This is a genomic window from Streptomyces sp. NPDC047108 (assembly GCF_040643575.1).
In the GTDB taxonomy this organism is placed as follows: domain Bacteria; phylum Actinomycetota; class Actinomycetes; order Streptomycetales; family Streptomycetaceae; genus Streptomyces.
The window spans coordinates 42,535-68,953 of the sequence record NZ_JBEYUP010000029.1 but is presented as its reverse complement, the minus strand read 5'-3'; the positions used below and the strand labels follow the sequence as shown (position 1 = coordinate 68,953).

Here is a 26,419-nt window from a genome sequence, read left to right as displayed (position 1 = left end):
GCCCGGTTACATTTCGAACCCGGAAGCTAAGCCTTTCAGCGCCGATGGTACTGCAGGGGGGACCCTGTGGGAGAGTAGGACGCCGCCGAACAATCATTAGCCGTGGTGTCGGACCGAGAAATTCGTCCGACACCACGGCTTTTTGCGTTCCCGCGGACACCGCCGCCCATGGTCCTCCGAAGGTCACCGGCCGCCGACCGTTGAAGGGGGTCCGCCCGGTCCCGACCTGGAGCCCTGCCCGGGACCCTCGGTGCAGCGTGGCAATCCGTGCCGGTAGGGTCAGGGGGCATTGTCGGCACGTTCTTCGCAGGAGGCACGCGGGTGGAGGCCCAGGAGACGCGCGTCCAGACGGACCGCGTCCTCACCATCCCGAACATGCTCAGCATGGCGCGCCTCCTCGGCGTACCGCTGTTCCTCTGGCTGATCCTGTGGCCCGAGTTCGGCGGCCCCAAGGTCGACGGCTGGGCTCTGCTCATCCTGGCTCTCAGCGGTGTCACCGACTACCTGGACGGCAAGCTCGCACGCCGGTGGAACCAGGTCAGCAACCTCGGCCGGCTTCTGGATCCGGCCGCGGACCGGCTCTACATCCTGACGACCCTCATCGGACTGACCTGGCGGGAAATCCTTCCCCTCTGGGTGCCCATTGTTTTGCTCTCCCGTGAGCTCGTGCTGGCCGTGATGGTGTTGATCCTGCGCCGCCACGGGTACCCGCCGCCGCAGGTGAACTTCATCGGCAAGGCCGCGACGTTCAACCTCATGTACGCCTTCCCGTTGCTGCTGCTGAGTGACGGAAGTGGCTGGGTTCCTTCACTCGCTGCTATTTTCGGATGGGCGTTCGCGGGATGGGGTACAACGCTCTACTGGTGGGCAGGGATCCTCTACGTGGTTCAGGTCCGCCGACTCGTCAAGGCGGACGCCGCGGCCGACTGAGCCTGGCGACACGGCGTCACCGCGATTTCACCGCCGGTCGGGGCTGGGTGCCCGAGTTCGCGTTCCCTGGGCCGTCTGGACGGGCACAGTCGGCTTGACCGTCGTCTCTTCAAGGAGGACGCTTCCGACATGAAGGCCGTCGTGATGGCCGGTGGCGAAGGTACTCGTCTTCGTCCGATGACCTCCAGTATGCCCAAGCCGCTTCTGCCTGTTGTCAACAGGCCGATCATGGAGCACGTGCTGAGGTTGCTGAAGCGCCATGGGCTCACCGAAACCGTGGTGACCGTGCAGTTCCTCGCCTCACTCGTCAAGAATTATTTCGGCGACGGTGAAGAACTCGGCATGGAACTCACCTATGCGCATGAGGAAAAGCCGCTCGGCACTGCCGGCAGTGTGAAAAATGCGGAAGACGCACTCAAGGACGACGCCTTCCTCGTCATCTCCGGTGATGCCCTCACCGATTTCGATCTCACCGACCTCGTCAATTTCCACAAGGAGAAGGGTGCGCTCGTCACCGTCTGTCTGACGCGCGTCCCGAATCCGCTGGAATTCGGTATCACCATTGTCGACGACGACGGCAAGGTCGAGCGGTTCCTGGAGAAACCGACCTGGGGACAGGTCTTCTCCGACACCGTCAACACCGGCATCTACGTGATGGAGCCGGAGGTCTTCGACTACGTCGAGGCCGATGCGTCCGTCGACTGGTCCGGCGACGTCTTCCCTCAGCTCATGAAGGACGGCAAGCCCATCTACGGCTATGTGGCCGAGGGGTACTGGGAGGACGTCGGCACCCACGAGAGCTACGTCAAGGCGCAAGCCGACGTCCTCGAGGGCAAGGTCGACGTCGAGATCGACGGCTTCGAGATCTCGCCCGGCGTCTGGGTCGCCGAAGGCGCGGAGGTGCACTCCGACGCCGTGCTGCGAGGGCCTCTGTACATCGGCGACTACGCCAAGGTCGAGGCGGACGTCGAGATGCGCGAGCACACCGTCGTCGGGTCGAACGTGGTCGTGAAGAGCGGCGCCTTTCTCCACAGGGCCGTTGTCGCCGACAACGTGTACATCGGCCAGCAGTGCAATCTGCGTGGATGTGTCATCGGCAAGAACACCGACATCATGCGGGCCGCCCGTATCGAGGACGGCGCCGTCATCGGCGACGAGTGTCTGATCGGCGAGGAGTCGATCGTCCAGGGCAATGTGCGCGTGTACCCCTTCAAGACCGTCGAGGCGGGCGCGTTCGTCAACACCTCGGTGATCTGGGAGTCCCGCGGCCAGGCGCAGCTCTTCGGCGCCCGCGGCGTCTCCGGCATCCTCAATGTGGAGATCACGCCGGAGCTGGCCGTACGCCTCGCGGGCGCCTACGCGACCACGCTCAAGAAGGGCTCGACCGTCACCACCGCCCGTGACCACTCACGTGGTGCCCGTGCCCTGAAACGGGCCATGATCTCCGCCCTGCAGGCGAGCGCGATCGACGTACGGGATCTGGAGAACGTCCCTCTGCCCGTGGCCCGTCAGCTCACCGCGCGCGGTGGTGCGGGCGGCATCATGATCCGTACGTCGCCCGGTGTCCCGGACTCGGTCGACATCATGTTCTTCGACGAGCGGGGCGCGGATCTTTCGCAGGCCGGCCAGCGCAAGCTCGACCGGGTCTTCGCGCGCCAGGAGTACCGTCGCGCGTTCCCCGGCGAGATCGGTGATCTGCGCTTCCCCGCCAGCGTCTTCGACTCGTACACCGGGTCGCTGCTGCGGGCCGTGGACACCACGGGTGTTGCCGAGGCCGGGCTCAAGGTGGTCGTCGACGCCTCCAACGGCAGCGCCGGCCTCGTCCTGCCTAGCCTCCTCGGCAAGCTCGGGATCGAGGCGCTGACCATCAACCCCGGTCTGGACGAGTCGCGTCCGACGGAGACGGGTGAGGCCCGCCGTGCCGGGCTCGTACGCCTCGGGGAGATCGTCTCGTCCGCCCGCGCGGACTTCGGCGTCCGGTTCGACCCCGTCGGGGAGCGGATCTCGCTCGTCGACGAGCGCGGCAAGATCGTCGAGGACGACCGCGCGCTGCTGGTCCTGCTCGACCTGGTCGCGGCGGAGCGCCGCAGCGGCCGGGTCGCTCTGCCGGTCACCACGACGCGGATCGCCGAGCAGGTCGCGGCCTACCACGGGACCCAGGTCGACTGGACGACGACATCGCCCGACGATCTCACCCGCGTCGGCCGTGACGAGTCGACGATCTTCGGGGGCGACGGGCGCGGCGGCTACATCGTGCCGGAGTTCAGCAGTGTCTTCGACGGCTCGGCCGCCTTCGTACGGCTCGTCGGACTCGTCGCCCGTACCCAGTTGACGCTGAGTCAGATCGACGCCCGTATCCCGCGCGCCCATGTCCTGCGTCGCGATCTCGCCACCCCGTGGGCCGTGAAGGGCCTGGTCATGCGGACCGTGGTGGAGGCGGCCGGCGACCGGTCCGTGGACACCACCGACGGAGTACGGGTCGTGGAGACCGACGGGCGCTGGGTCATGGTGCTGCCCGACCCCTCCGAGGCCGTCACCCATCTGTGGGCGGAAGGACCGGACGAGGCGTCGGCGCAGGCGCTCCTGGACGAGTGGTCCGAGGTGGTGGAGAGCGCCGGACGCTGACCTTCCGGGGTTCGCTCCGAGGAGCCGTCCGGGGTTGTCCTGGTTCCTCCTGAGCGGTCGGTGCGGGGTTCCGTGAGTGGCGGATCCCCGCACCGGCGCGTCGGCGGCCCCATTCGGCGGTAGGGGTCGCGACGTGCGACGATGTGCGGCATGTCGCAGCAGCCCCCCGATCGGAGCACAGCTTCGCGCCCGTCCCGCCCCGACGCGTCGATGTCGCTGCTGACGAATGTGACGGAGCACAGCCTCGACGACGGCTACGCGGAGGCAGCCGCCCGGCGTACAGCGGAGGGCACGCAGGGGCGGCCCAAGCCGCTCCGCGCCAAGCTCGGGTTCGCCGCGGGACTCGTCCTGGCCGCGGCCGTGGTGACCGTCGGGGCCGCCGAGACGCAGATATCGGCTCCGGCGATCGCGAAGGAGCGCCAGGAGCTGATCGACCGCATCGACTCCTCCACCTCCGAGGTGGACCGCCTCCAGAAGAGCGTGGACACGCTGCGCGACCAGGTCGAGGACCGGCAGCGTAAGGCCCTGGAGCGGCACGGTGGCGAGAACGCCGAGACCGTGGCGCTGCTCGCGGGTGCGACGCCGGTGCACGGCCCGGGCGTGAAGCTCGTCGTGAACGACGCCCGGGACGCGGAGCAGGGCGGCGACGGCCCCCGCGAGGGCAACGGCTTCTCCGACACCGGCCGCGTCCGCGACCGCGACATGCAGCGCGTCGTCAACGGCCTCTGGGAGGCGGGCGCGGAGGCGATCTCGATCAACGGTCAGCGGCTGACGGCCCTGTCGGCGATCCGGGCCGCCGGTGACGCCATACTGGTCGACAACAGGCCGCTGGTGCCGCCGTACACGGTGCTGGCGGTGGGGGACGGGCAGCGGCTGGCGACCGACTTCCAGAACAGCGCCGACGGGCAGTACCTGCAGGTGCTGAAGGAGAGTTACGGCGTCCGCGCGAGCATCACGGCGCAGGAGGACGTCCGGTTGCCCGCGGCACCGAGCCTGATCGTACGCAACGCAAAGCCGGTCACCGGTAGCGCGGACAAGAACGCCGCCGACACAGGGAAGGGCACATCGTGATCGCCGTACTGGGCCTCGTCGTGGGAGTCGTGGTGGGACTGCTGGTCAGGCCCGAGGTACCGGCGGTGGTCGAGCCCTATCTGCCGATCGCCGTCGTCGCGGCCCTCGACGCGGTCTTCGGAGGCCTCCGCGCCATGCTGGACGGGATCTTCGACGACAAGGTCTTCGTGGTGTCGTTCCTGTCGAACGTCGTGGTGGCCGCGCTGATCGTCTTCCTCGGCGACAAGCTCGGTGTCGGCGCGCAGCTCTCCACCGGCGTGGTCGTCGTCCTCGGCATCCGCATCTTCTCCAACGCCGCGGCGATCCGCCGGCATGTCTTCCGGGCGTGAGGCCGATGAGCAACGACGAGACACCGAGGACTCCCGGCGAACCGGAGGGCAACGGCCCGGAGGAGACGCCGAAGCCGGAGCCGAAGCCGCAGCCCGAGCCGAGGCCGGAGCCGGAGCAGCGTCCGGAGCCTGAACCCCGTCCGCAGCCTGAGCCGCGGCCGGAACCGCACTCGCAGCCGGAGCAGCGCCCGCGGCCCCAGCCGCGTCCGGAGCCTGGTCAGCAGCAGCCGCGCCCGCAGCCGGAGCCGGGACGTCAGGCGCGGCCGGAGCCGCAGCCCGAGCGGCGCCCGCAGCCGCAACCGGAGCAGAGGCCCCAGCCTCAGCCGCGCCCCGGCCAGCAGCCGCCGCAGCCCGGCCGTCAGCAGCCGCGCCCCGGACAGCCGGCGCGTCCGCAGCCGCGCCCAGGTCAGCAGCCGGAACCGCAGGGACGGCCGCCGCAACCGCGGCCCGAGCGACGTCCGCAGCCCCAACCGCGGCCGCAGCCCCAGCCGGAGCGGCCGCAGTCGGCGCAGCAGCCACCCCGGCCCCAGCGGCAGCAGCCGCCGCCGAAGCGTCCCGGAGGCACCTCCGCCGCACCCGAACCGCAGGCACCGGGCGCACCGAGGACACCGCAGGCACCGGGCGTACCAACGCCCTCCGCGGCCACGGGAGTTCCCGGCGGGTCTCCGGAGCGGGAGGAGGCCGCCGAGGCGTCCGCAGGCGGGACCACGGGCCGTCAGCGGCTCGCCGCGGGGCTCTGGCCGCCGCGAGTGACGCGTGCCCAACTCATCGTCGCGCTCCTGCTGTTCGTGCTGGGCCTCGGCCTGGCCATCCAGGTGCGCTCGACCACCGAGAACAGCGCGCTGCGCGGCGCACGCCAGGAGGACCTCGTACGCATCCTGGACGAGCTCGACAACCGCACCCAGCGCCTCGAGGACGAGAAGCAGGGCCTTGACCAGCAGCGCACCGAGCTGGAGAACTCCTCGGACCAGGCGGAGGAGGCGCGCAAGCAGACGGTCCAGAAGGAGCAGCAGTTGGGCGTGCTCGCCGGCACGGTCGCCGCGGAGGGGCCGGGTATCACGATCACGGTGAGCAACGCCGGGGCCGTCAAGGCGGACATGCTGCTCGACGCGATCCAGGAACTCCGGGCGGCCGGAGCGGAGGCCATCCAGCTCAACAACGTTCGGATCGTTGCCGATTCGTACGTGACCGACTCCGACGGCGGGGTACGAGTCGACGGGAAGAAAGTCTCACCTCCCTTCCGTTTCAAGGTCATCGGCAAGCCGCAGGACCTCGAACCGGCACTGAACATCCCCGGCGGCGTGGTCCAGACCCTTGAGAAGGAGCAGGCAACTGTCGCAGTTGACCGCTCTGAGAGGATCGTCGTGGATGCCTTGCGATCGGCGGAGCGGCCTGACTACGCTCGGTCGTCATCGCAGTGAACGGTGCGCGCACGGGGGCCGCGCGGCCGGTGCGAGCTGGTGCGGGGGGTCGGGGCATCACAGGGGTGATGTGTGGTGGAAACTGTCAGGCGGTCACGGACGTTGTGAGGGTGTCCGGGTCGGCCGGTGTGTGCAGCGAGGTGTCGTCCTGCCCCACGGGCGGGTCTGTTGAGGTCAAGGGGAATCGCCCGTGAAGTTGTTTGCGAAGTTGTTCGGCAAGAGTGCGCGAGACGGCGGTGAGAGCGGCACGGCCCGCCACCGCGCGGGGCACTCCGCTGAGGAGAGCGCGCCCTCCGAGGAGCGCCCGCTGTTCCGTGACCAGGTCGGGGGAAGCGGTGGCGACATTCCGGGTGGTCACGGCGCGTCTTCAGTTGACCCTGCGGTATCGGGGCGCATAGGTTTCGAGGAACCATCAACCTCAAGTACGGGTGGAGGGTTCACCGCTTTGCCGGTTTGTACGAGGTGCGGACACCGGAATGCCGAGGCCAGCCGGTTCTGCTCCAATTGCGGGGCGCCGCTGCGCGCCGGCGGCTCCGAGCGCGCCTCGGAGACGACCTCGACGATCTCGATCTCGGGCATCGAGTCCTACGAGACCGAGGCCACGGGGCAGACTGCTCCTCCGCTGTCCCCCGAGGCCCAGTCCGCCGTCGACGCCCTGCCGCTCGGCTCGGCGCTGCTGGTGGTCCGCCGCGGCCCGAACTCCGGTAGCCGCTTCCTCCTGGACGGTGACCTGACCACGGCCGGGCGTCATCCGCAGAGCGACATCTTCCTGGACGACGTGACCGTCTCCCGGCGTCATGTGGAGTTCCGTCGCGGTGGCGACGGCGGCTTCACGGTCTCCGACGTCGGCAGCCTCAACGGCACCTACGTCAACCGGGAGCGGATCGACTCCGTGGCGCTGGCGAACGGCGACGAGGTGCAGATCGGCAAGTACCGGCTGGTCTTCTACGCCAGCCAGCGGGGCATCTGACCGCTCGGGCACCCGACCAGGGAAGGGCCATGCGTCGGACACCGTCGGGCGGTGCCGGTTCCGGCACCGCCGTCACGGCAGGCGGACTGATGAGCATCGGCACGGTGCTCCAGCGGCTGCGCGAGGAGTTCCCCGAGGTCACCATCTCCAAGATTCGCTTCCTGGAGGCGGAGGGCCTGGTCGAGCCGCGGCGTACCCCATCGGGCTATCGCAAGTTCAGCCCTGAGGACGTCCAGCGGCTCGGCTACGTCCTGCGTATGCAGCGTGACCACTACCTCCCGCTGAAGGTCATCCGGGAGCATCTCGAGGCCCTGGAGCGGGGTGAGCAGGTCCGCCTGCCCGCCCCGGGGCGCTCCCGTGAGCCGCTGGAGGATGCGCTGGACGGGGACGGCGGCGCCCCGGCCGCGGCCCGTGTGGGCCGCGCCGAGCTCCTCGCCGCCGCCGAGGTCGGCGAGGACCAGCTCGCGGAGTGGGAGTCGTACGGCCTGATGGCCCCGGACGAGCAGGGTGGCTACGACCTGGAGACGGTCTCCGTGGCCCGCCTGGTCGCCGATCTGGGCCGGTTCGGCCTGGAACCGCGTCATCTGCGTGTCATGAAGGCGGCGGCGGACCGCGAGGCCGATCTCGTCGAGCAGGTCGTGGCCCCGCTCAGGCGCCATCGCAACCCTCAGACCAGGCTTCATGCGGAGACCACGGCGCGTGAGCTGGCGACGCTCTCCGTGCGCCTGCACGCCGCTCTCGTGGAGTCCGCGCTGCGCGGTCGGCTGCACTGAAGGACGGGCCCGACTACCCAAACCGGCCGGGCACGTCCTAGGGTTGCTGTGTGAACGAGCTCGACGTCGTGGGTGTCCGGGTGGAAATGCCCTCCAACCAACCGATCGTGCTCCTGCGTGAAGTGGGAGGCGACCGCTACCTCCCCATCTGGATCGGGCCCGGGGAGGCGACCGCGATCGCCTTCGCCCAGCAGGGCATGGCACCGGCCCGGCCGCTGACCCACGACCTGTTCAAGGACGTGCTGGAGGCGGTCGGCCAGACGCTCACCGAGGTCCGCATCACGGACCTGCGCGAGGGCGTGTTCTACGCGGAGCTGGTCTTCGCCAGCGGGGTCGAGGTCAGCGCCCGGCCCTCCGACGCCATAGCGCTCGCCCTGCGGACCGGTACGCCCATCTACGGCAGCGACGGCGTGCTGGACGACGCGGGAATCGCCATCCCGGACGAGCAGGAGGACGAGGTGGAGAAGTTCCGCGAGTTCCTCGACCAGATCTCGCCCGAGGACTTCGGCACCAACCGCGAGTAGGCCGCGGGCCGCCGCCGCGCCGCCCGGGGGCCGATGGGCCGAACGGGCTTCCCTGGAACGGGTCACGAGAAACCACCCTTAGGGTGATTATCACGTGGCGTGCCAAGTGTGGCGATCGTTGACGCACCCGGGGTGACTGCCTACCTTCGAGGAGGCAGGTCGAGGACGGAGGTCGGCGTGAGCAGCACCGGCGACGGTACAGCGGCGGGTGGGCCGATCCCGCTCCATGGGCGCGCGGCCGACACCCCGTTCCGGCACCCCTCCACGGGGCCGGACGATGCGGTGGAGGACCCCTCCGACCTGGTCGGATACCGCGGTCCCACGGCGTGCGCGGCAGCGGGCATCACCTACCGCCAGTTGGACTACTGGGCGCGCACCGGTCTGGTCGAGCCGAGCGTCCGTCCGGCGTACGGCTCGGGTACCCAGCGGCTCTACAGCTTCCGGGACGTCGTCGTACTCAAGATCGTGAAGCGCTTCCTGGACACCGGCGTCTCGCTGCAGAACATCCGTGCGGCCGTCCAGCACCTGCGCACGCGCCAGCGCGCCGACCTCGCACAGATGACGCTCATGAGCGACGGCGCGACCGTCTACGAGTGCTCGTCCCCGGACGACGTCGTGAGCCTGCTCCAGGGCGGCCAGGGCATCTTCGGCATCGCGGTCGGCGTCGTCTGGCGGGATGTCGAGGACGCGCTCGCCCAGCTCCACGGGGAGCGTGTGGACACCGGTGAGACGCTCGTCGGGCACAACCCGGCCGATGAGCTCGCCCGGCGCCGTAACCGCGCCGTCTGACCTCCCGCCGGGAGCGGCGGCCGATGTCAGTGCCGTAGGGGAGCATCGGTGACGTGAGAGCCGCGCCGACGATCCTGCATCTCGACATGGACGCGTTCTACGCATCGGTGGAGCAGGCGTCCAAGCCGAGCCTGCGCGGGAAGCCGGTCGTGGTCGGCGGCATCGGGCCCCGGGGCGTGGTGGCCACCGCGTCGTACGAGGCCCGGGTCTTCGGTGTGCACTCCGCGATGGCGACGGCCCAGGCGCGGCGGCTGTGCCCGAACGCCGCCTATCTCGCCCCGCGTTTCGCGCTGTACCGCAGGATCAGCGATGCCGTGATGGAGCTGCTGCACGCGCTCTCGCCGCTCGTCGAGCCGTTGAGCCTCGACGAGGCGTTCGTCGACCTCGAGGCGGGCGGAGCGGCGGCGTCCGGGGAGGCGGCGCAGGCGGTGGGGGAGCAGTTGCGCCGGGACATCCGGTCCGTCACCGGGCTGACGGGCTCGGTCGGGCTGGCCGGTTCGAAGATGCTCGCCAAGATCGGCTCCGAGCAGGCCAAGCCGGACGGGTTGGTCCTCATCGAGCCCGGTACCGAGCGCGCGCTGCTGGAGCCCATGACGGTGCGTACGCTCCCCGGGGTCGGGCCGGCGACGGCCGAGCATCTGCGCAGGGCGGGGATCCACACGGTCGGGGAGATGGTCGAGGCCGGGGAGGACGAGCTGGTGCGGCTGCTGGGGAAGGCGCACGGCAGCTCGCTGCACGCCATGGGGCAGGGGCTCGACGACAGACCGGTGGTCGCCGAGCGCGACGCCAAGTCGGTGTCGGTGGAGGACACCTTCGACGTCGACCTGCACGACCGGGCGCGGGTCCAGGGCGAGGTCCGGCGCCTTGCCGAGCGGTGTGTCCAGCGGCTCCGGTCGGCGGGCCGGTCCGGCCGTACGGTCGTGCTGAAGGTCCGGCGCTACGACTTCTCGACGCTGACCCGCTCCGAGACCCTCCGTGGGCCCACCGACGACCCGGCGGTGATCCAGGAGGCCGCCGCTCGGCTGATCGAGAGCGTGGACACCACGGGCGGCGTGCGGCTGCTCGGTGTGGGCGTCACCGGGCTCGCCGACTTCACGCAGGAGGACCTGTTCGCCCAGGCCGCGACAGCGGAGGCGGCCGGTGCCGCTGCGGCGGCGGAGGCCGAGGGGACGGCGGTGACGCACGGCGCGGAGAGCGAGCCGGCGCCCCCGGGGCCGGGAGAGCCGGAGCCGGCCGCCGCGGAGGCCGGGCCGCGCCGCTGGGTGCCGGGGCACGACGTACGGCATGCGGAGTTCGGTACGGGCTGGGTGCAGGGCAGCGGCGTCGGCCGGGTCACGGTGCGCTTCGAGCAGCCCTGGTCGGCTCCCGGGCGGGTGCGGACGTTCCCGGTGGACGATCCGGATCTCGAACCGGCCGAGCCGGCGCCCCTCCTCGCCCGGGAGCGCCCGCCCGCGGAGCCGGCCTCAGGCGCGGAATCAGCGGACGCAGCGAATGCAGCGGACTTCGCGGACGCACAGGACCGGCGCCCGGCGGAGGAGAGGGACGCTCGGCGGGAGGGGGACGGGGAGGCTCAGCCGTCCTCGCCCGCGATACGGCCGAAGTCCCCGTCGCCGTCCTCGTCGCCCGCGTCGCTGCCGGGAGCCGAGGCGTCGAGCCCGTAGTGGTGGTAGAGCTGAAGCTCCTGCTCGGGGGAGAGATGGCGGCCCACACCGAAATCAGGCGCGTCCTTGATCAGAGACCTGCGGTACGGGACGCGGAGCGTGTCCTCGACCACCTCGCTGGGCTCCAGGGGGACGAAGGCGTCGCGCCCGAACATCCCGGTGCGGACCGCGGCCCACTCCGGACGCCCGGTCGCGTCGTCCAGGTACACCTCGTCCACGGTGCCGATCTTCGCCCCGTCGAGATCGAACGCCTTGCGCCCGATCAGGCTCCGCGGATCGATGTCCGACTGCACGGTGCCCTCCAACTCGTCGTCGTCCTCCATGAAACAACGAAAGGACACATCGCGGACGTCGGCCACTCGGGATCCGCCCAGATCCTTGGCCCGAGGTGCGCTGGTACGCTGGCAAACGGCTGCTGACCCCGTGCGGGAGAGTCCTCCGCCGTCAGGCCGGAGGCGCCGAAGGAGCAAACCCTCCCCGGAATCTCTCAGGCACACGTACCGCACGGACGAGGTCACTCTGGAAAGCAGGGGCGGTACCGGGCCTGGCGTGCCGGAACCCCTCCTCACCGACGGTGCAAGCCGGACCGCCCAGGCGGACCGGTGAAGCTCTCAGGTCGAGATGACAGAGGGGGAGGCCGTCGGGGTACCTGTACGGGTATCCCTCGCAGGTCGTGTCGACCAGGAGGCCTCCGCAGATGACCGCCAACCGCATCCCGCTCTCCGATATGGAGCGTGGCACCCCCTTCGAACAGCGCCACATCGGCCCCGACACCGAGGCCCAGGCGAAGATGCTGGCCCAGGTCGGCTACGGCTCGCTGGACGAGCTGACCACCGCGGCCGTTCCCGACGTGATCAAGAGCACGGGCGCGCTGGACCTGCCGGACGCACGCAGCGAGGACCAGGTGCTCGCCGAGCTGCGCGAGCTGGCCGAGCGCAACGAGGTGCTGGCGCCCATGATCGGGCTCGGCTACTACGGCACCTTCACCCCGCCGGTGATCCTGCGGAACGTCCTGGAGAGCCCGGCCTGGTACACCGCGTACACGCCGTACCAGCCGGAGATCTCGCAGGGCCGCCTGGAGGCGCTGCTCAACTTCCAGACGGTCGTCGCCGACCTGACCGGTCTGCCCACCTCGGGCGCCTCGCTGCTCGACGAGGGCACCGCCGCCGCCGAGGCCATGGCGCTCTCCCGGCGCGTCGGCAAGGTCAAGGACGGCGTCTTCCTGATCGACGCCGACTGCCTGCCGCAGACGATCGCGGTGATCGAGGCGCGTGCCGAACCCACCGGGGTCGAGGTCGTCGTCGCCGATCTGTCCGGCGGGATCCCGGCCGAGGTCGCCGAGCGCGGCGTCTTCGGTGTCCTGCTGCAGTACCCGGGCGCCTCCGGCCAGGTGCGGGACCTGCGGCCCGTGATCGAGCGGGCGCACGAGCTGGGCGCGATCGTCACCGTCTCCGCCGACCTGCTCGCCCTCACCCTGCTGACCTCCCCCGGCGAGCTGGGCGCGGACATCGCGGTCGGCACCAGCCAGCGCTTCGGCGTCCCGATGGGCTTCGGCGGTCCGCACGCCGGCTACATGGCGGTGCGCGAGAAGTTCGCCCGCAGCCTGCCCGGCCGCCTCGTCGGCGTCTCCGTGGACGCGGACGGCAACAAGGCGTACCGCCTGGCCCTGCAGACCCGTGAGCAGCACATCCGCCGTGAGAAGGCCACCAGCAACATCTGCACCGCGCAGGTGCTGCTCGCCGTGATGGCGGGGATGTACGCGGTCTACCACGGCCCCGACGGGCTGGCGGCCATCGCCCGCCGTGCCCACCGCTACGCCGCGATCCTCGCCGAGGGCCTGCGCGCAGGTGGCGTCGAGGTCGTCCACGGCGCGTACTTCGACACCGTCACCGTGCGCGTCCCGGGGCGGGCCGACGAGGTCGTGTCCGCCGCCCGCCACGCCGGGGTCAACCTGCGCCGGGTCGACGCGGACCTGGTCGGGATCGCCTGCGACGAGACCACGGGGCGCGAGCAACTCGCCGCCGTCTGGGGCGCGTTCGGCGTCACGGGTGACGTCGAGGCGCTGGACGCGTCGGTGGGGGAGGCCCTGCCCGAGGCGCTGCTGCGGACCGACGACTACCTGACCCACCCGGTCTTCCACCAGTACCGCTCCGAGACCGCGATGCTGCGGTACCTGCGCAAGCTGGCCGACCGGGACTACGCGCTCGACCGCGGCATGATCCCGCTCGGCTCGTGCACGATGAAGCTCAACGCGACCACCGAGATGGAGCCGGTCACCTGGCCGCAGTTCGGGGCGCTGCACCCCTTCTCGCCGGCCGAGCAGGCCCAGGGCTATCTGACCCTGATCCGCGAACTCGAGGAGCGGCTCGCCGAGGTCACCGGCTACGACAAGGTGTCCATCCAGCCGAACGCCGGCTCCCAGGGCGAACTGGCCGGGCTGCTGGCCGTACGGGCGTACCACCGGGCCAACGGCGACGACCAGCGCACCATCTGCCTCATCCCGTCCTCCGCGCACGGCACGAACGCCGCCAGCGCCGTCATGGCGGGCATGAAGGTCGTCGTGGTGAAGACCGGTGAGGACGGCGACGTCGAGGTCGAGGACCTGCGCGCCAAGATCGAGCAGTACGGTGACCAGCTCGCCGTGCTCATGGTCACCTACCCGTCCACGCACGGGGTGTTCGAGGAGCACATCACCGACATCTGCGGTGCCGTGCACGACGCGGGCGGCCAGGTGTACGTGGACGGTGCGAACCTCAACGCCCTTCTGGGGCTGGCCAAGCCGGGCCACTTCGGCGGCGACGTCTCGCACCTCAACCTGCACAAGACGTTCTGCATCCCGCACGGCGGCGGCGGTCCGGGCGTCGGCCCGGTCGGTGTGCGCGAGCACCTCGCGCCGTACCTGCCGAACCACCCGCTCCAGCCGGAGGCCGGTCCCGCGACGGGCGTCGGCCCGATCTCGGCCGCCCCGTGGGGCTCGGCGGGCATCCTGCCGATCTCCTGGGCGTACGTCCGGCTCATGGGTGCGGAGGGCCTGCGCCGGGCCACGCAGGTCGCGGTCCTCGGCGCCAACTACATCGCCAAGCGTCTCGAGCCGCACTACCCGGTGCTCTACACCGGCCCGAGCGGGCTGGTGGCGCACGAGTGCATCGTGGACCTGCGGCCGCTGACCAAGGCGACCGGTGTGAGCGTCGACGATGTCGCCAAGCGGCTCATCGACTACGGCTTCCACGCCCCGACCATGTCGTTCCCCGTGGCCGGGACCCTCATGATCGAGCCGACGGAGAGCGAGGACCTCGCGGAGATCGACCGCTTCTGCGAGGCGATGATCGCGATCCGCGGCGAGATCGAGCGGGTCGCCTCGGGCGAGTGGCCCGCGGACGACAACCCGCTGCGGGGAGCGCCGCATTCGGCGGCCGCCCTGGCGGGCGAGTGGGAGCGGCCGTACAGCCGTGAGACGGCGGTCTTCCCCGCCGGGGTCTCGGCCGCGGACAAGTACTGGCCGCCGGTGCGCCGTATCGACGGTGCCTACGGCGACCGCAACCTGGTCTGCTCGTGCCCGCCGCTGGAGGACTACGAGGGCTGACCCCGCCCGGCGGGGGATACGCATCGGGGCCGGTTCGGCGCATGTCGCCAGGCCGGCCCCTGTCTTTCGTCCCCGGAAGGCTCGTCGGCCCCGCCGTCGTGCGCGGCGCCGATCGGCTTCCGGTTCGCCGCGGTCACGCGGCGGTCATCACCTGCGCCGAGCCGAGGGGCCGGTGCGGGGCGATGATCTGCCCGTCCGGCAGCAGCTCACCGGTGTCCTCGAAGAGCAGGACGCCGTTGCACAGCAGGCTCCAGCCCTGCTCCGGGTGGTGCGCCACGCTCTGCGCGGCCTCCCGGTCGGCGGAGTCGGCTGACGGACAGGGTGGCTTGTGCTCGCACATGGGCGGGTTCTTTCGCTGTGATGTGGTGGCTGTTCTTTTGATCGCTGCGGTGTTCATACCGCCCCCCGTTGTTGTTCGGTCGGTCCCCAGTCTTGCCCTACCGGCGGGATTCCGCAGGGATTTCGCGGCAGCCGCTCTTACTGGGTCATGACGCGTCACCCGGGCGGACGGTTCATCGCGGCCCAGCCGTCACTTCGGGTGGTTGTGATTGGTCATACCGGGCTAGTCCGTATGGGTGGGCGCCGTACGTGCCGCGCGTGGGAGCGGGACAGCGGAGTCCTCGTTCGGTAAAGCCCGGCGGACGTGCGGGGGCGGCGGACAGGACGCCGGGAGGACCCGTACACAGCGCGGCCCCGCGGCCGTCGGGCCGCGGGGCACGCTCATGCCGCGCGAAGGGGCCGGGGCCCTCGGGGTCAGGCGGGGGAGCCCATGGCGGGTGTCCCCAGGCCCATCAGCGGGGGCGGCGTCATCCGGAGCGTCAGCACGGGCAGCAGGTCCGCGACGCGGTGCGGCCGGTGCGCCGCGATGCCGGGAGGCGCCGGGGCGAGCGGCACCAGGACGTCGTTGGGCGCGGGCGAACCCTGGGTGGCGTCGGCCTCGACGTCCCCGTGCAGCCACAGCGTGATCATGTAGAGCTCCGGTACGGACAGCAGCCGCGGCTGGTACGTGCCCGGAAGGGCCTCCGCCTGGCGCAGCGCGCGCTCGGTCGACGCCACGTACGGCCCCTCGAAGAAGTGCGAGAAGGCCCAGCCGTCCGGGGTCAGCATGGTCTCGGCCGCCGCCACGGCGCGGTCGCCGCCGCGCACCAGGAAGCGCCAGCCGGCGAGCCGCGTGCGCGGTATCCCCTGATGGCTGACGACCCGGTCGAGGACATGGACCGGCAGCGGGAGCTCGGGGGCCAGCGGACCGCTTACGGTCCGCAGTGCCGGGGTACGGGGGTCACGTACCGCGGTGGGAGAGCCAAGGGCCGCGAGGGCGCTGCGCAGGGCTGGCTGGGGTGCCGGGGGGACATGCAGCGGCATGGTGGGTCGCCTCTCACTTGGGAGACACGTGGTGCGGGGCGTTGCGGACGACGTTGTCAGCGTGGTTCGGGGTCAGAGGGGGCCGGCTGATCGAAATGCCGGTGACGCTCACTCTCTGCCCTCGTTCGCGAAGTTTATCTGACGTCTGTTCACTCGGTGTTTCCGCTAGCTGTCGCCGACATTGCGGGCAAGTCCGTATTCGGTCTTTGCTCCGAGAGGGTTACGCCTATTCTGTCCGCCCGCTCCGGCCCGCTGCCTCGGGTTATGCCGTGAAGGCGGTAGGCCGATTCCCGCCCCTGCTTTTCGCGGGTGCAATGCGGGAGGCCCGGGACAGCGCGCTATGCCTATGGAATGTGCCGGAGTATGTGTAGTGACGAGCCTACTGGGCATGCGGTGTCCGCCGGGCGTTATCGATCACATTGCCTGGGCATCATCGACCCTGACGCCGTGGCCGTGGCCACGGGCAGCCCACTCGAGGAGGGACTCTCCGATGGGGGAGAAGGTCGTGGCAGGCGGGTTCGACCTGTCCGATCGGCAGCTCTACCGGCGCAAGCTGCGGCAGTGTCTCGAGGGACTGGAGCGGCTGCTGGAGGAGAAGCGGTTCGACCGCCCCAAGAATCTGATGGGGCTGGAGATCGAACTCAATCTCGCGGGCGCCGACGGGATGCCGCGCATGCTGAATGCGGAAGTGCTGGAGCGCATCTCGAGCGGTGATTTCCAGACGGAGCTCGGCCAGTTCAACCTTGAAGTGAACATCGTGCCGCACCGTATGTCGGGGCGCGTCCTCGACCGGCTCGCAGAGGAACTCCGTACCGGGCTCGCCTATGCGGACCGCAAGGCGCGCGAGGTCGACGCGGAGATCGTGATGGTCGGCATTCTCCCCACCCTCGGAACCGAGGACCTCGTCTCCTCGAACCTCTCCGAGGTCGACCGCTACATGCTGCTCAACGACCAGATCCTCGCGGCGCGCGGCGAGGAGATCGCCCTCGACATCGAGGGAGTGGAGCGGCTGACCTACCGCACGGGTTCGATCGCCCCCGAGGCCGCCTGCACCTCCGTACAACTCCATCTGCAGGTCACGCCGGGGCGGTTCGCCGCGGTGTGGAACGCGGCGCAGGCTGTGGCCGCCGTGCAGATCGCGATGGGCGCCAACTCCCCCTTCCTCTTCGGGCGGGAGCTGTGGCGCGAGTCCAGGCCACCGCTGTTCCAGCAGTCCACCGATACCCGTCCGCCGGAGCTGAGGGAGCAGGGCGTACGGCCGAGGACCTGGTTCGGCGAGCGCTGGATCGACTCCGCCTACGACCTCTTCGAGGAGAACCTCCGCTACTTCCCCGCCCTGCTTCCCATCTGCGGTGAGGAGGACCCGCTGCGCGTCCTGGACGACGGCAAGATCCCCGAACTGCAGGAACTGGTGCTGCACAACGGCACGGTCTACCGCTGGAACCGTCCGGTGTACGCCGTCGCCGAGGGCGTTCCGCACCTGCGGGTGGAGAACCGCGTTCTGCCCGCCGGGCCCACCGTCACCGACGTGATCGCCAACACCGCGCTCTACTACGGGCTGGTGCGCACGCTGGCGGACGAGTCGCGCCCGGTGTGGTCCAAGCTGTCGTTCGCCGAGGCAGCCGAGAACTTCGACGCGGCCTGCCGCTACGGCATCGACGCCACCCTGCGCTGGCCGCGCCCCGGCCGTTCGGGCACGGTGGCCGAGGTGCCGGCCATCCGTCTGGTGCGCGACGAACTGCTGCCGCTGGCCGCCGCCGGGCTGGACGAGTGGGGTGTCGAACCGGCCGACCGGGACCGCTATCTCGGGGTCATCGAGGAGCGCTGCCGGCGCCGGATGAACGGTGCCGCATGGCAGGCCGCGACCTTCCACCGGGGGCTTGACGGGGGCCTGGACCGGGACGCAGCGCTCGCCGCGACCACGCGTCGCTACAGCGAGTTGATGCGTGCGGGCGAGCCCGTGCACACCTGGCCGGTGTCGTACCCCGGCTGAAACGTCCCTCCTGGGCCCGGCTCCGGGCGGCTCGCGGGCCGGGCTCCGGGAGAGGCGTTTCACCATCGGTACCGGTTTCGCCACCGGCGCGGCGGTGCGCGGTGCCCGCCGCTCAGCGCCGGGCCGCTGCCATGATCGACCTGAGCATCACCTGGTGGATCTCAGCCGGGTCCTCGACCCGGAACGCGGAGCCGCCCGTCGCTTTCGCCATCTCCTCGCACGACCGCTTGTCGGCGTCGGGTCCGACCGCGATGGCGATCAGCGGCAGCGGGCGTTGCGGGTCGACCAGCTTCCTCAACTTCCCGACCAGCGCGTCCCGGGAGATGCTCCCGGGGTCCTGGTTGGAGCCGTCGGTCAGCAGCACCACCACGTTGAAGCGGCCCAGCCCGTAGTTCTCCGCCGCCTCGCGGTAGGTGGCGAGCACGGTGTCGTACAGCCCCGTGGCGCCGTCGGACACGGGATCCAGGTCCTCGACCGCGGCCGTGAGCCGTTCGCGCTGCGTCCGGCCGTCCGTCCGCTCGTCCAGCCGCTGGGTGGGCACGAGCCGGCGGTAGTCGCGGGAGCCGTCGAGCCGCCGCGCGAAGTCCCAGAGACCGATCTCGTCCTCCGCCTTGAAGGTGGAGAGGGCCTGGAAGAGGGCGCCGCGCGTGACGTCCATCCGGGACCGGCCGTCCTCGCCGGGGACGGGTGCGGACATCGAGTCCGACGCGTCCACCACGGCCGTCAGCCGCGCGCTCTTGACGGTGATCGCCCACAGCCCGAGCGTCGCCTGGACCTCCGCGCTGGTCGGGGCCTTGGCGGGCGCGGCGTCGTACGGCTGCGGCTCCTTCGCTCCCGCGGCCCACGCTGCCGCCGCCTTGGGCGGGAGGCCACCGGTCCTGAAGCCGTGGTCGCGGAGCACGTCGAGACTGTCACCCGTGCCCAGCAGCGTCATGAAGCGGGTGGCGGCCCGCGTCTGGCGTGAGGTGAGCGTGTCCTCGCCGACGAGGGTGTACGGGTAGTCGAGCTGTGCGCTGCCGTCCTCCGGATAGAACAGCCGCAGATCGCCCCCGAATCCGCCCGTGTTGTGCTGGTGCGCCGCCTGCTCAGACACGATCAGCGCGGGGTTCCCGCTGGGATCTCCCTTGTCCGCCCCGAACTCGGCGCGCGGGAGGGAGGCGAGTACCTGCTCGTCGCTCTCCTCGGTGTGCCCGGCGAGTTTCCGCGCCATCCCCGCGGCCAGGGTCTCGCCGCCGGACTTCTCCTCCTTGGACGAGTCCTTGGACGAGGCGCCGAGCCGGGCGAGGGACAGCAGTCCGACGGCGCTGCGGTCCGGATCGGCCACGCCCAGCGGCAGTTCCTCCCGCTGCGCCTCCTCGGCCAGACCGGCCCAGGTGTACGTCTTGTCGGGCCAGCCGAGCTTCTCGGCGGCGGACGGCACGGCGGCGAGGGCGAGCGGCGACGACGCGACGTTGCCGCCCTCACCGAGCGCCGGGGCGGTGCCGGAGGCGCGCGCCTGGTCGACCCAGAGGCCGGAGTCCGGCAGCCAGACCTCGTAACCGGCGGAGGTGCTGCGCGGCCCCGTCAGCTCCTCGACGACCTCGTGGGCGGGGCGCGCGGTGACCCGGACGTCCAGGCAGCGGCCGTCCGTACGGACCCCGGAGTCCCGGGCACGGTCGGCGACGGTGCGCAGAGCGGGCGCGATGTCGGGGGAGGCGGCGACGCGCAGCGGCATGTCCTCGCCGTCGCAGGAACCGCCGAAGGGGCGCAGGCCGCTGCTCAGCGCGACGGCCGTGCCCGCGGCCATGGCCAGAACGAGGACGGCGGAGATCACGACCGTACGCCGGCGGGCCGTGGAACGGCCCCCCGTACGGTCAGGAGCGGAGGCGTGGGGCAAGCTGTGACGTCCCATGGGTCTCCCCGGCCTGTCGTGACGATCTTCGTACTGCCTTTCGAGACGATAGCGGCGCGGGGAAGACGGCGAGGGCGGGATTGTGGAACTGGAGGCGGGCGTGCAGGCAGAGTCCGGACGGGTGGCCGATTCCTTCTCCCCTGAGCAGCTGCCGCCGCGTGTGCTGCGCACGGAGACGCTGCTGGTGCTGGCGCTGTCGGTGGGCGCCAGCGCGGTGTCCGCCCTGATCAGTTTTGTGGGCTCGGTGACGAAGCCCGGCGGCCTCAAGGACCAGGCCGCCCTGCTCAACTCCTCGGCCGCGCCCGGGCGTCCGTGGCTCGACCTGGCGTGGCAGGTCTTCGGGATCGGCACCGCTCTGGTACCCGTCGCGCTCGTCGCGCACCTGCTGCTGCGGGAGGGCGCCGGGGGCCTGCGGGCCGTCGGACTGGACCGGCGCAGGCCGGGGTTCGACCTCGGGGCGGGTGCGGCGGTTGCGGCGGCGATCGGCGGTACGGGACTGCTCTTCTACCTCGGCGTCCGGGCCGCCGGGTTCAATCTGACGGTCGTCCCCGAGTCGCTGCCCGACGTCTGGTGGAAGATCCCGGTGCTGATCGCATCGGCCATCCAGAATTCGCTGGTGGAGGAGGTGATCGTGGTCGGCTATCTGCTGCGCAGGCTCGGGCAGCTCGGGTGGACCCCGGCCGCCTCGCTCGCCGCGAGCGCCGGCCTGCGCGGGCTGTACCACCTCTACCAGGGCATCGGCGGACTGGTGGGGAACATGGTGATGGGCGTGGTGTTCGTGCTGCTCTACCGGCGGTGGGGTCGGGTCGGGCCGCTGGTCGCGGCCCATGCGCTGATCGACATCGTGGCGTTCGTCGGGTACGCGGTGCTGGCGGGGAAGGTGGGCTGGCTGCCCACGAAGTGAGCGTCGCGCCGACCGTCCGAGTGTCGTACGCCCCCCCCGCGTACGCGACGGGGCCGGGCGGTCAGGGAGCGGTGAGCAGTTCGCCGTCGATGACCGTGACCGCGGATCCCGAGAGCAGGGTGCGCTCACCGCGCAGCGCCGTGCGGACGAGCCCGGTCCTGGCGGAGACCTGGAGTCCGGTGAGGTCGTCGCGGCCCAGGCGGGCGGACCAGAACGGGGCCAGCGCGGTGTGTGCGCTGCCCGTCACCGGGTCCTCGTCGATGCCGACGGCCGGTCCGAAGAAGCGCGACACGAAGTCGTGGCCTCCGGAGGGGTCTTCGGGCGCGGCGGTGGCGATGACGCCGCGGTGACCGAGCCGGGCGACGGCGGCGAAGTCGGGGGCCAGAGCCCGTACGGCCTTCTCGTCGGCCAGCTCCACGAGCAGGTCCCCGATGTTCGGGCCGGTGTCGTGGGCCGACAGGACGTCGGCGCCGAGGGCGGCGGCCGCTTCGGCGCGGAGGTCGTCACGTGTCGTCAGCGGCGCGGTCGGGAAGTCGAGGGTGATCGAGCCGTCGTCGTGGGCGGTCGCGGTGAGTAGGCCGCTGCGCGTGGCGAACCGGAGGGTGCCGCTCGCGGTGCCCGTGGTGTGCAGGACGTGGGCGGTCGCGAGCGTGGCGTGTCCGCACAGGTTCACCTCGGACACCGGGGTGAGCCAGCGGAGGGCCCAGTCGGCGTCCCCGCCCTGGGGGAGGGGGTGCGCGAAGGCCGTCTCGGAGAGGTTGACCTCCGCGGCGACGCGCTGCAGCCAGACGTCGTCGGGGAACCCGTCGCGGTCCAGGAGCAGGACCCCGGCCGGATTCCCGGCGAAGGGGCGGTCGGTGAAGGCGTCGACGATTCGGATGCGCATGGGCGAGAGCGTACGGCGGGCGCCGCGGTCGGGAACAAGGCCAATTCCGGCTTCCTGGACCTGTCCGTTCAGGTCCGGCGCTCGCGCACGGCGTGCGGCGGTACGACCGGTCCGGCCCGGTCCTCCATGCCCCGGTCCTTCACGACTCGTTCCTCATGACCGTTCCCTCATGACCCGTTTCCTCATGATCAGCCGGGACGCACGGCCTGGCTCTCGGGGAGCCTGCTGTAGATGCGTTCCGGAGTGAGCGGCAGCGAACGGTAGCGGACGCCCGTGGCGTCCTGGAGGGCGTTCGCCAGCGCGGGAGCCACCGGGTTGATGCAGCACTCGGCCATCCCCTTCGCCCGCAGGGGCCCGAAGGAGTCGGAGGAGTGCACCAGGAGGACGTCGGTGCGGGGGACGTCGGCGTAGGTCGGGATGCGGTAGTTGCGGAGGTTGGGGTTGACCATCACGCCCTCCGCGTCCACCTGGAAATGCTCGGTCAGCGCGAAGCCGATGCCCTGGGCCACGCCGCCTTCCACCTGTCCCCGGACCTGGGCCGGGTTGATGACCTCGGCCGCGTCGGTCGCCTGGACGCTCCGGAGGATGCGGATCTCACCCGTCACCTGGTGGACCGCGATCCGGAACCCTTGCGCGTTGGAGGTGACGCTCCGGGGCGAGCCGTGCGCCTTGCGGGCGGCGGTGAACCGGATACCGCGTGCGCGGGCCAAGGCGACGAGTTCGGCGAGCGACACGCGTTGGTCGCCGCAGACGACCCCCTCGTCGTCCATGGAGCACATCACGAGGTGGACGCCCGTGTGGGCGGCGGCGAACTCCAGGATGCGGTCGCGTACGGCATTCGCCGCCCGGAGAACCGCATTGCCCGATACGAAGAGGCCCGCACTCGCGAAGGCTCCGGTGTCGAATCCGGTGCGGTCGGTGTCGGACTGCACCAGGCGGATGCGTGACGGCGTCGTGCCGAGCTGGTTGGCCGCGATCTGGACATGCGCGGTCGATGTGCCTTCGCCGAATTCGACGGTACCGACGGCCAATTCGTACATGAGGTCGTCGCCCAGCGTGACCCAGGCCTCCGAGATGTGTTCGGTCGGGGGCGCGGTCTCGTGCAGGGAACTCGCGACGCCGGACCCGACGAGCCATTCGGGACCGGGGCCCGGCTCGTCGGCCGTACGGGCCATCGCGTCATCGACCAGGTCGATGCATTTCCCGAGCCCGTCCTCACTGAACATCACGTCGTCGGGGCCGTCGTCCATGGCGACGAGCGGTTCTCCCGGCCGCACGATGTTGCGCCGGCGCAGGGCGAGCGGATCCATGTGCAGGGCACGCGCCAATTCGTCCATCGCCGATTCCACGGCGAACGCGGGCTGCGTCATCCCGTAACCGCGCAGCGCTCCACTGGGGACGGTGTTCGTGTAGACCGAGTACGCGTCGTACTTCTTGTTGGGGCAGCGGTAGATCATGACGGCGGCGCCGCCCGCGAACAGCGTTTCGCCGCCGTGGTTTCCGTAGGCGCCCGTGTTGGACACATTGCGGACCTGGAATGCCGTGAGGGTTCCGTCCGCCTTCGCGCCGAGTCTGACCGTCAGAGCCATCGGGTGCCGGGGCGAAGCCGTGGTGAACTCCTCCTCGCGGGTGTACTCCCAGCAGACCGGCCGCCCGGTGTCCAGGGTGGCGAGCGCGACCAGATCCTCCGAGATCACTTCCTGTTTGCCGCCGAAACCCCCGCCGACGCGTTTGCAGAACACGCGGAGCTGATCCGGCCGCAGCGCGAAGAGGTAGGCGAGTTTGACCTTCGCGATGGACGGAGACTGGGAACTCGTACGGACGTTGAGGCGGCCGTTCTCCATCCACGCGATCGATCCGTGGGTCTCGAGATGCGCGTGCTGCACCCGCGGTGAGACGTACGTGCCTTCGTGGATGACATCGGCCGCGGCGAATCCGGCATCGACGTCGCCGATGTGCGTATGGATCTCGAAAAGGGTGTTGTGCACGGGGTCGCGGACGAAGGGGTCGCTCGTGCCGTGCAGTTGCGGTGCTCCGTCGGCCATCGCCTCTTCGGGGTCGAAGACGGCCGGCAGCACCTCGTACTCGATGTCGACCTTGCGGCAGCCCTCCTCGGCCGCCCCGACCGTGTCGGCCAGGACGGCGACGACCCGCTGACCGGCGAAACGGACCGTGTCGTCGAGCATGAAGGTGTCGTCCGGATCGACGAGATGGTCGGTGTGGATCGCCGTCGTGTAGCGCTTCCGCGGTACGTCCTCCCAGGTGTAGACGCGATGCACGCCGGGCACCGCGAGGGCGGCGGTCTTGTCGATCGAGACGATCCGGGCGTGTGCGTGGGGGGAGTGCAGCACCTTGAGGTGCAGCATGCCCTCCATCTCGGTGTCCATGGTGAATTCGGCGCGACCGGTCACCACGTCGTTCGCCGCCGGCGCGCCCACGCTCGTCCCGACGGCCTTTCCGGGTGTGGCGGTCTCCACGCCGGCCACACCGTTCACGGCGTCCTCGATCCCCCGGTAGCCGGTGCAGCGGCAGAGATTGCCCTTCAACGCCCGTGGCAGATCCGACTTCTGGGCCTCGGTGAATGTTGCAGAGGTCATGATCATCCCAGCGGTGCAGAAACCGCACTGGAATCCGGGGGCGTCACGGAATCGCCGTTGCATCGGGTGCAGATTGCCCGGTGAACCGATGCCCTCGATCGTCGTCACCTCACGGCCTTCCGCGCGGAAGGCGGGGGTGATGCAGCTGTGTACCGGATCGCCGTCCAGCCACACCGTGCACGCGCCGCAATCCCCGGCGTCGCAGCCCTTCTTGACGCCGTGGTGCCCGAGCGAGCGGAGGAAGGTGCGCAGGCACTGGCCGGGGTCCGGCTCCTCGCCGAACCTCATGCCGTTCACGATGTACGTCATGTCTCGGCCCCAGAGATGAGTTCGCGGCGAATCTCTTCGGCGAAGTGCTGTGTCAGATGGCGACGGTGGTCAGGGGTCCCGTTGGGATCGGCGAACCAGACACCGGCGGGGATGTCGTCGATCCTCTGCTGGAGAGTGCGGGCATCGGGCAGGGTGGCGAAGGCGAAACGCACGGGCCGTGTCGTCCCGGCCGTGACGGTGAGCAACAGGTCGTCCGTTCCCGGCGTTCGGGTACCGATGAGGAACACCGTCGAACGGCCGAGACGGGTGAGCGAGAAGCGGCGGTGCGCGGGACGTTTCCGCAGGGCATGCGCCGGGATCGTGACGCGTCGCAGGATTTCGCCGGCACCGAGGACGTTGTTGTGTTCGCCGGTCACGAAGTCGGCGGCATCGACGGTGCGTGTGGATCCGTCGGAAGCCCACAGTTCGTACGTCGCCTCCAGAGCGACCGTCAGCGTGATCATGGGACCGGCGGGGAGAGACATGCAGATGTTGCCGCCCACCGTCGCCGAGTTCCAGACCTTGAACGAGGAGAGAAAGGCCTCGCAGCTCGTCGCGAAGAGCGTGCCCGCGTGCCAATCGTGAGGAGAGGCAAAGGCGTACAGGTCGCGGATGGTGCACGTCGCGCCGATTTCCAGACCGGAGTCGCTCGGGACGAGTGGGTCCCACCGCAAGGCCGTCAGGTCGACCAGCCGGTGGAGATCGGGCTGCTCGACGGAGAACAGCCACGTTCCGCCGGCGAGCCAGGCGTCGCCTTCACGCCAGTCCGAGCCCGGTCGGTCGGAAGGTCGCCGGACGACTTCGGTGATGGTGTTGAGGTCCATGGGAAACCGGTCTCCCTGACGACGGCAATCGTGCGACGGACCGCGGGCCGAGCGCGATCCCCGGCGCGTGGCGCGGCTCGCGCCGGAATGACGCCGGCCCCCGGCGGATCGGGTTCTGGCGGATCGGATTCTGTCGCGAGGCAGCGCCGCGAACTCACTCGGCGACCAGCCGCCAACTCGCTCTGCGATTTGGGGCATTCGGCTCGGTGTACACGCCGCGGCGCCCCGCTCGCCTCCGGCGCGATCCCGACCGGCCACGACCGGGCGACCGGCCTCGAACGCGCTGGGAGCGGCACAACCTCGAGCGACAGAACCCCTTCTGGCCGGTGCTGTCGAACCGCTCGAGGGCGGACCGGCGGGCGCTCAGATGCCTTCCTCAGGATATCGCAGAACGGACATACCGCAGCACGGGTTCGGCTGCGCCGGGTCCGAGGTCGGGCGGGCAGCCGCGGTGGATGGTGCGGGGATGGTGCGGTCGGGTTTCGGAGTGAGGCGGCGGTGTCAACGCGCCGAGGGGTGGGGTGCGTTGGCGGTGCGGGTGCGGGTGCGGGTGCGCAGCCGTCCCGGTGCATCCCGCGCGCGGGCGTGGCGGCGATGGCCGGGCGTCGGGCATCCCGGCCGACGCCCGCGCCCTCCGGGCCCCTTCCGCCTTTCCCTGCGTACGGGTGCGGCGAGTGCAGTCCGGTGGGCACGCTGCCGGCACAAGGCGATGCAGGTCCAGGGCGGCCGGTGAGGCCGCGCCTCAGTCCAGGGTGACTCGATAGACGGTCGACTCTCTGCGGTGGAACCCCGCCCGCTCGTACAAGCGGTTCGCGGCCTCTCGCGAAGGCCGCGAGGTGAGGTCAACGGTCCGAGCCCCTGCCTCCCCGGCCAGGGTCAGCGCCTGGTCGATCAGGACCCATCCGATCACCTGAGGCGCGCTCCCGGTCGACCGGGACGGGATCAGGGTCACCCCCGCCGTCGCTCGATCCTCGCCC

The 26,419-nt window shown here is 70.7% G+C and carries 20 protein-coding genes, 1 rRNA gene, 1 pseudogene and 1 riboswitch; of the genes and pseudogenes, 14 read left to right on the top strand and 8 right to left on the bottom strand.

Going from position 1 to position 26,419, the window contains the following annotated elements:
- The 11 genes and pseudogenes from rrf to ABZ822_RS31260 form a co-directional block, all read left to right on the top strand.
- Nucleotides 1–91, top strand: a 5S ribosomal RNA gene (gene rrf / locus ABZ822_RS31310); the annotation flags it as partial.
- Nucleotides 92–321: 230 nt separating this feature from the next.
- Entirely contained in the window at nt 322–930 is a 609-nt protein-coding gene (pgsA, locus tag ABZ822_RS31305; protein WP_360861612.1) for a CDP-diacylglycerol--glycerol-3-phosphate 3-phosphatidyltransferase, read from the top strand.
- A gap of 129 nt (nt 931–1,059) precedes the next feature.
- Nucleotides 1,060–3,555, top strand: coding sequence for a mannose-1-phosphate guanyltransferase (locus ABZ822_RS31300; protein WP_360861609.1), 2,496 nt, complete (start codon nt 1,060–1,062; stop codon nt 3,553–3,555).
- A 150-nt stretch (nt 3,556–3,705) separates the two neighbouring features.
- Nucleotides 3,706–4,626, top strand: a complete 921-nt coding sequence (locus ABZ822_RS31295; RefSeq protein ID WP_360861607.1) for a DUF881 domain-containing protein — start codon at nt 3,706–3,708, stop codon at nt 4,624–4,626.
- Nucleotides 4,623–4,955: a small basic family protein gene (locus tag ABZ822_RS31290; RefSeq protein ID WP_019708255.1), complete on the top strand. Its 333-nt coding sequence runs from the start codon at nt 4,623–4,625 to the stop codon at nt 4,953–4,955. Before ABZ822_RS31295 ends, ABZ822_RS31290 begins: the two co-directional genes overlap by 4 nt.
- Nucleotides 4,956–5,662: 707 nt before the next feature.
- Nucleotides 5,663–6,376, top strand: a pseudogene (locus tag ABZ822_RS31285) (DUF881 domain-containing protein); the annotation flags it as partial.
- Nucleotides 6,377–6,566: 190 nt separating this feature from the next.
- Complete coding sequence (locus tag ABZ822_RS31280) at nt 6,567–7,346, top strand: FHA domain-containing protein (RefSeq protein ID WP_360861605.1); 780 nt, start codon at nt 6,567–6,569, stop codon at nt 7,344–7,346.
- A gap of 29 nt (nt 7,347–7,375) precedes the next feature.
- Complete coding sequence (locus ABZ822_RS31275; RefSeq protein ID WP_360861603.1) at nt 7,376–8,119, top strand: MerR family transcriptional regulator; 744 nt, start codon at nt 7,376–7,378, stop codon at nt 8,117–8,119.
- A 50-nt stretch (nt 8,120–8,169) separates the two neighbouring features.
- Nucleotides 8,170–8,643 (top strand): bifunctional nuclease family protein, encoded by a 474-nt coding sequence (locus ABZ822_RS31270; RefSeq protein WP_360861600.1) that lies wholly within the window; start codon nt 8,170–8,172, stop codon nt 8,641–8,643.
- A 177-nt stretch (nt 8,644–8,820) separates the two neighbouring features.
- The gene (locus tag ABZ822_RS31265; RefSeq protein WP_360861598.1) at nt 8,821–9,432 is read left to right on the top strand and encodes a MerR family transcriptional regulator; all 612 of its coding nucleotides are present in this window, start codon (nt 8,821–8,823) and stop codon (nt 9,430–9,432) included.
- A gap of 53 nt (nt 9,433–9,485) precedes the next feature.
- Nucleotides 9,486–11,093 carry a DNA polymerase IV gene (locus ABZ822_RS31260; protein WP_360861596.1) on the top strand — a complete coding sequence of 536 codons (1,608 nt, stop codon included), beginning with the start codon at nt 9,486–9,488 and terminating at the stop codon, nt 11,091–11,093.
- Here ABZ822_RS31260 and ABZ822_RS31255 read toward each other — a convergent pair.
- Nucleotides 11,003–11,386 (bottom strand): PRC-barrel domain-containing protein, encoded by a 384-nt coding sequence (locus ABZ822_RS31255; protein WP_360861618.1) that lies wholly within the window; start codon nt 11,384–11,386, stop codon nt 11,003–11,005. The two genes, ABZ822_RS31260 and ABZ822_RS31255, sit on opposite strands and share 91 nt — an antisense overlap.
- A 123-nt stretch (nt 11,387–11,509) precedes the next feature.
- Nucleotides 11,510–11,606, top strand: a riboswitch (glycine riboswitch).
- A 184-nt stretch (nt 11,607–11,790) separates the two neighbouring features.
- Between ABZ822_RS31255 and gcvP the strand changes: the two genes are divergently transcribed.
- Nucleotides 11,791–14,676 carry an aminomethyl-transferring glycine dehydrogenase gene (gene gcvP, locus ABZ822_RS31250; RefSeq protein WP_360861594.1) on the top strand — a complete coding sequence of 962 codons (2,886 nt, stop codon included), beginning with the start codon at nt 11,791–11,793 and terminating at the stop codon, nt 14,674–14,676.
- A 133-nt stretch (nt 14,677–14,809) separates the two neighbouring features.
- Here the strand turns inward: gcvP and ABZ822_RS31245 are convergent, their stop codons facing one another.
- On the bottom strand, nt 14,810–15,016 hold the full coding sequence (locus ABZ822_RS31245; protein ID WP_360861592.1) for a DUF5999 family protein: 207 nt from the start codon (nt 15,014–15,016) through the stop codon (nt 14,810–14,812).
- 413 nt (nt 15,017–15,429) lie between these two features.
- Nucleotides 15,430–16,038 carry a hypothetical protein gene (locus tag ABZ822_RS31240; RefSeq protein ID WP_360861590.1) on the bottom strand — a complete coding sequence of 203 codons (609 nt, stop codon included), beginning with the start codon at nt 16,036–16,038 and terminating at the stop codon, nt 15,430–15,432.
- 490 nt (nt 16,039–16,528) lie between these two features.
- On the opposite strand from ABZ822_RS31240, the gene ABZ822_RS31235 reads away from it, so the two are divergent.
- Nucleotides 16,529–18,031 (top strand): glutamate-cysteine ligase family protein, encoded by a 1,503-nt coding sequence (locus ABZ822_RS31235; protein ID WP_360861588.1) that lies wholly within the window; start codon nt 16,529–16,531, stop codon nt 18,029–18,031.
- Nucleotides 18,032–18,143: 112 nt separating this feature from the next.
- On the opposite strand, the gene ABZ822_RS31230 is transcribed toward ABZ822_RS31235, so the two are convergent.
- Nucleotides 18,144–19,922 (bottom strand): substrate-binding and VWA domain-containing protein, encoded by a 1,779-nt coding sequence (locus tag ABZ822_RS31230; protein WP_360861585.1) that lies wholly within the window; start codon nt 19,920–19,922, stop codon nt 18,144–18,146.
- Nucleotides 19,923–20,022: 100 nt separating this feature from the next.
- Here ABZ822_RS31230 and ABZ822_RS31225 point away from each other — a divergent pair, with 100 nt between their 5' ends.
- Entirely contained in the window at nt 20,023–20,826 is an 804-nt protein-coding gene (locus ABZ822_RS31225; protein ID WP_360861583.1) for a CPBP family intramembrane glutamic endopeptidase, read from the top strand.
- A 61-nt stretch (nt 20,827–20,887) separates the two neighbouring features.
- Here ABZ822_RS31225 and ABZ822_RS31220 read toward each other — a convergent pair whose 3' ends face one another.
- The 4 genes from ABZ822_RS31220 to ABZ822_RS31205 all read right to left on the bottom strand — a co-directional run.
- Nucleotides 20,888–21,712: a PhzF family phenazine biosynthesis protein gene (locus tag ABZ822_RS31220; protein WP_360861581.1), complete on the bottom strand. Its 825-nt coding sequence runs from the start codon at nt 21,710–21,712 to the stop codon at nt 20,888–20,890.
- 188 nt (nt 21,713–21,900) lie between these two features.
- Nucleotides 21,901–24,618 carry a molybdopterin cofactor-binding domain-containing protein gene (locus tag ABZ822_RS31215; RefSeq protein WP_360861579.1) on the bottom strand — a complete coding sequence of 906 codons (2,718 nt, stop codon included), beginning with the start codon at nt 24,616–24,618 and terminating at the stop codon, nt 21,901–21,903.
- The gene (locus ABZ822_RS31210) at nt 24,615–25,442 is read right to left on the bottom strand and encodes an FAD binding domain-containing protein (RefSeq protein ID WP_360861616.1); all 828 of its coding nucleotides are present in this window, start codon (nt 25,440–25,442) and stop codon (nt 24,615–24,617) included. The genes ABZ822_RS31215 and ABZ822_RS31210 overlap by 4 nt, the downstream gene beginning before the upstream one ends.
- A gap of 742 nt (nt 25,443–26,184) precedes the next feature.
- Nucleotides 26,185–26,419, bottom strand: a 235-nt coding sequence (locus ABZ822_RS31205; RefSeq protein WP_360861576.1) for a GNAT family N-acetyltransferase, incomplete at its 5' end; no start/stop codon positions are given.